6 protein-coding genes and 2 pseudogenes are annotated in these 4,286 nt (G+C 41.8%); 1 reads left to right on the top strand and 7 read right to left on the bottom strand.

Annotated elements, in window-relative coordinates:
- From GC102_RS21065 to GC102_RS21055, 3 genes and pseudogenes are all read right to left on the bottom strand, one after another.
- A pseudogene (locus GC102_RS21065) lies at positions 1–180 on the bottom strand (IS1380 family transposase); the annotation flags it as partial.
- A 152-nt stretch (positions 181–332) separates the two neighbouring features.
- The gene (locus tag GC102_RS40640; protein ID WP_376769397.1) at positions 333–581 is read right to left on the bottom strand and encodes a transposase; all 249 of its coding nucleotides are present in this window, start codon (positions 579–581) and stop codon (positions 333–335) included.
- A 7-nt stretch (positions 582–588) separates the two neighbouring features.
- The gene (locus tag GC102_RS21055; RefSeq protein WP_171691238.1) at positions 589–936 is read right to left on the bottom strand and encodes a hypothetical protein; all 348 of its coding nucleotides are present in this window, start codon (positions 934–936) and stop codon (positions 589–591) included.
- Between the two features lie 289 nt (positions 937–1,225).
- Here GC102_RS21055 and GC102_RS21050 point away from each other — a divergent pair, with 289 nt between their 5' ends.
- Entirely contained in the window at positions 1,226–1,405 is a 180-nt protein-coding gene (locus tag GC102_RS21050) for a hypothetical protein (RefSeq protein WP_171691237.1), read from the top strand.
- A 45-nt stretch (positions 1,406–1,450) separates the two neighbouring features.
- Here GC102_RS21050 and GC102_RS21045 read toward each other — a convergent pair whose 3' ends face one another.
- From GC102_RS21045 to GC102_RS21030, 4 genes and pseudogenes are all read right to left on the bottom strand, one after another.
- Positions 1,451–2,692, bottom strand: coding sequence for an MFS transporter (locus GC102_RS21045; RefSeq protein WP_171691236.1), 1,242 nt, complete (start codon positions 2,690–2,692; stop codon positions 1,451–1,453).
- Between the two features lie 152 nt (positions 2,693–2,844).
- Complete coding sequence (locus GC102_RS21040) at positions 2,845–3,324, bottom strand: MarR family transcriptional regulator (RefSeq protein WP_171691235.1); 480 nt, start codon at positions 3,322–3,324, stop codon at positions 2,845–2,847.
- A gap of 123 nt (positions 3,325–3,447) precedes the next feature.
- On the bottom strand, positions 3,448–3,702 hold the full coding sequence (locus GC102_RS21035) for a hypothetical protein (protein ID WP_171691234.1): 255 nt from the start codon (positions 3,700–3,702) through the stop codon (positions 3,448–3,450).
- A 296-nt stretch (positions 3,703–3,998) separates the two neighbouring features.
- Positions 3,999–4,286: pseudogene (locus GC102_RS21030) on the bottom strand (IS1380 family transposase); the annotation flags it as partial.

Raw genomic sequence — 4,286 nt, 5'->3', positions numbered from 1 at the left:
TTCTTTGAACAACTCGATAAACTGGAAGTTTCTAGCTTCGGTGATGGTGTCGTTGTCGAAGGTTACACTGCGCTGTTTTTTCATGATTTTCTTGATGCGGCGGCGTTCCGCCAATATTCCAATCCGTCTTTCTCTGCGTGTTTTTTGTTCTGGCGCATGAGCCTGCGTTTGTGCTACCATGTTGCTAAGGAAACTCCCTCTTCAGGTTATTGTTGGGTACTTTAACCATTTGACAAGAGGTGCATGGTGTCCTGTTTTTACTGCGAAAAAATTAGTAACTTTTTGTGACATAAAAACCTTGATATGACGCGGGTTTTCAGCTTTTGAGAAAGTTACTTTCCGAATCTATGTTTAAAAAACAGTTCGATTTGCCAGCGTTTTCGATACAATTCACTAATCTCGTCACTTTCTAAATTGAAGTCATTCGTCAATATGCGAACCAGATTACCCTCGCCATCCAAACATTCGATTAAACGAAGAGGCGACTCCATTAGGTACGTTTTCTGATCTCCGAGTAATACCACCGCTTCACGTAAGATGTTTGGGTTTGGTTGCGTCGTATTTTCCTTAATCACGTCCATGATCGCGTTAGACTTTAAACGAGTGACGAAGCGAATAATCGACATATCCGCGATCAAAGATATTCAGCGCATCAGAATCCGTGACAACGAGCGCATCCATTTGGGTTTTATCTGCCGGTTTCGCGGGCGTCAGAATTGCCTCATCTGGATATATACCATCCCCGCAATAAATGATTCGTTGATGTATTTTGATTCCTGCTTTCGTTTTCCTGAACTCGGCCCAACGATACTTCATGAGACATAACGAAATTGTGGAGGAGTCACTCAAGTGTATGCGACCTAGTTTTTGATTCGTCTTACGGACACCCGGACGGCTACTCACCTGCTGGACTAAATCCTTAAATACGGTCTCCAACAAGGATTCATCCATATCTCGAAATTTACGTGATAGCTGTGAAATACTTATGGATTCTAGCCCCAGTAGTTGCTGCAGCTTCGTTGTTTCATTCAGTTTGAGATGAATATCTGTATACGATTTGATTTGAATGAGCTGGGCAAAAATGAACAATTTTGTGGTGGTGATACAATCATGTCAGGACGTTCTAAGAAACGTTTTACCTGTCCAAACATACGAGTAAATTGATAAGTTCCATCTTTCTGCCTCGGCGTCCCAGTAAATTTTGTCGTGGATGAGTACATCACCGATGGCTCCCAGCGTAACCTTAGTTAATCGAGGCTTGGGATGCTCTTATTCAGCAGAACTAATGACGAGAGGTTTTGGTATAGATGTTGGTTTTGGTACTAATGGTGTTGCAATTGATGTTGGTATTGGTACTGATGCTGTTGGAGTTGGCTGGTTCTTAGCTAAGACTTCAGGTATATGATTTTCACTCATCAGAGAGGGATTTTTCCAATTGCATGTAATGAAGTTATAAAAACCGTGCATGATTCGTTCTCTTATACAAAACCGCTATTGCCGCGGCTATAAGGACTATCCCCATAAATGCAGGAGCGGCATGACCGAGGGAAACATAGATTTGACCTCCAATGATCGGCCCAATCATTCTTGCTAAAGCCTGAATCGATTGGCTGCCTCCTTGAATCCTTCCTTGTTCACTATCATCGACAGACTTAGAAAGCATCCCATTGAATGATGGCCCAAAGATCGAATCACCAAAACCAAAGATAAACATGCCTACGATAAAAAGAGGATAGTATGAGACCAAAGCAGATAGCGCAATTAGCCCGTAGCCTATCATCTCCGAAACCATGCCAAGAATAGCGATCTGTTTATCACTTAGTTTGATCAATAGCTTGGGCATAATGAAACCTTGTGAAATGATGTCTTGGACGCCTATAATTGAAAACATAAGTCCGATTAGAGCAGGCTTCCAACTGAAAGTATCCAATGTAAATTGTGAAAAAACAGCCTGTAATGATCCGTTGGGTATCCAGAGTAAAAACGCGGAGATAAGTAATCTTTTTAAGCTTTTCATGGAGAGTAAGTTTACTAGCTGTGAAAATGGATTCAGTCTTACAAGGGGGATTTCTTTCAATCTATTCTTCTTGAGAAGGCTCTCCGGCATAAAAAACAATCCATAACCAACATTCAATAACGTAATGACGGCTCCAACGTACATGGGTGTAGCATAACCAAACTTGGCCAGTAATCCACCTAGCGTTGGACCAAGGACGGTGCCTACACCGACAACAGCACTCACCCATCCAAAATATTTGGTACGCTGTTCTGATGGAATAATGTCAGCAAAATAAGCGAAAATCGTTCCTATGCTCCCGCCTGTTACACCTTCTATGATGCGCCCAACAAATAGTATCCATAGGGCCCCTCCTAGGCCAAATACGAAGTACCCGATTGCAGAACCCAAAAGGCATAACAAGAGCAATGGTCGACGGCCATATTTATCGCTCAAAGCGCCAAGTACGGGGGCCGCAAAAAACACGCAGAGGGCATATACAGAGGTCAGCAGCGTAACCACGATTGCTTGTTCTCCCGGATTGCTAATATAAGGCTGCACTAAGAATGGGACGACAGGTGCTATGATACTGAAGCCTATTCCGCATAGAAATACAGAGATAAGACCGAAAAGTAAAGCATGTTTATCCACAGTTTGTTCTGTGTTTTGCTCATTGTGTGATCTAGATAGGGACATATAAATCCTCTCCTTAAGATTGTCGTTTTGATTCCGCGGAAACAAACATATCCTATCTTAATTTTGTTTACTTGTCAACAAAAATACAGAAATATAAAGGCAGCACAATCTCCTAATAGGAGCCCGGCTGCCTGCGGTTTCATTTTCATGATTCAAATGGATTCTGATTTCATATCTTTACCCAATTCCTTTATTTCTGCGTCCAAATGCCTATTATACTTTTCCACGAAGCTAAGCATACTATCAAATTGCTCCGCGGTTATCTGCTCATATACGGCTTTATCCCGCTCTTGAAACTCTTTGTGCAGGTCCTCATGGATGTTATAAATGACTCTCCCTTGATCAGTAAGCTTAAAATAAATTTCTTTCTTGTTATCCGACTTCTGGTAGCTTTCGATAAGGCCTTTATTGATAAGCTTCTGTGTTAATTTACTTATGGCACCGCGTGTCATATAAAAGGATTCCGCAAGTTGCGTCACGTTGGAATCTGCATTTTTTTCAATGTATTCGATGCAATGTACTTCAGAAGACTTATAACCCTTCAGACTGGCTTCCATCTTATCCTTATTCAGCCAAACCAGCTTGTTATATAAGTCCCTGAAACCTATGATGACCTGATCTACTTTGTTCAATGCATGTCCTCCTACCCGTTGGTACAATAACCATATTATACACATGTCAATGAGTAAGATCTATGTCTTGATATATATACGAGTAGGAAATGGATTACACCTCTTGCATTTGTCGGCCCCTAATCAGACTAACGATAGAAATAATATAGGCAAACCGACGATGAAAATCGGAAAAATAAATGTCGTCCAGACAAGGCTGGCATAATCCAATATCCCAAAGATATTCGCAGGTATTAAGGAGATTGCGAAAATGACGGGAACTGTAAATATAAGCATCTTCCACCATTTATTGACTCCAATCAATTGCGCTATTCCATAACTGTTGATGAACAAGTAGATCGAAAGCTTTACTAATACGCTGAAAATCCAGATGAACACAATCCAGACATCCAAATTTTGAATAAACGTTAGATAATTAACAATGGTCTTATTGTTTCCCGACATAGCGTAAAGCCGATCGGACGAGATCAGGTTTTTATAATTGACAATATCACCCGTAGGATACTATGAGGAAGCGCATAAAATTGGATGAGTTTATCCAGCAGATCAACATACGTATCCTCTCCTGCTTGCTTCTGATTAAACTGACGTCTGACCGCAGCATGAGCAATACCTTTTAACAAGTCGAGCGCTTCTGATATTTCATTTTTGTCGGCTGATCCTTTAAAAACCATGTTTTGCTTTCCTCCACGAATTTCTGCCCGGTCGATCATCTCCGTTCCTGCTACAAAAGCGACGAGAACCTTGTATGAAGGACGTCCGTGGTAGTGAGGGTTGTAGCCGTTCGTCGCGCCTTCCTGCTCTCCGAAGAGCGTGATGACCTTGTCGTCAATGTCGATCCAAATAAGCCGTTTGCCCTCTAGCCTCGCTTTACGGCGAAGCAGTTCCTGATTGATTGCAATCAGTTGAATGAGGTGGCTCCATGTCATGGTTTTCAGCAATCCGCGAAACGTGCTTTCGTC

The sequence above is a fragment of the Paenibacillus germinis genome, assembly GCF_013141785.1.
GTDB lineage: Bacteria > Bacillota > Bacilli > Paenibacillales > NBRC-103111 > Paenibacillus_E > Paenibacillus_E phytorum.
The sequence above is the reverse complement of the archived record's forward strand: the minus strand, read 5'-3'. Positions and strand labels throughout refer to the sequence as shown.

What these genes read in the sequence shown, in the direction of transcription:
- GC102_RS40640 (WP_376769397.1), bottom strand. Translation starts at nt 581, where the DNA reads ATGGACGTGATTAAGGAAAATACGACGCAACCAAACCCAAACATCTTA.
- GC102_RS21050 (WP_171691237.1), top strand. Translation starts at nt 1,226, where the DNA reads ATGGCTCCCAGCGTAACCTTAGTTAATCGAGGCTTGGGATGCTCTTAT.
- GC102_RS21045 (WP_171691236.1), bottom strand. Translation starts at nt 2,692, where the DNA reads ATGTCCCTATCTAGATCACACAATGAGCAAAACACAGAACAAACTGTG.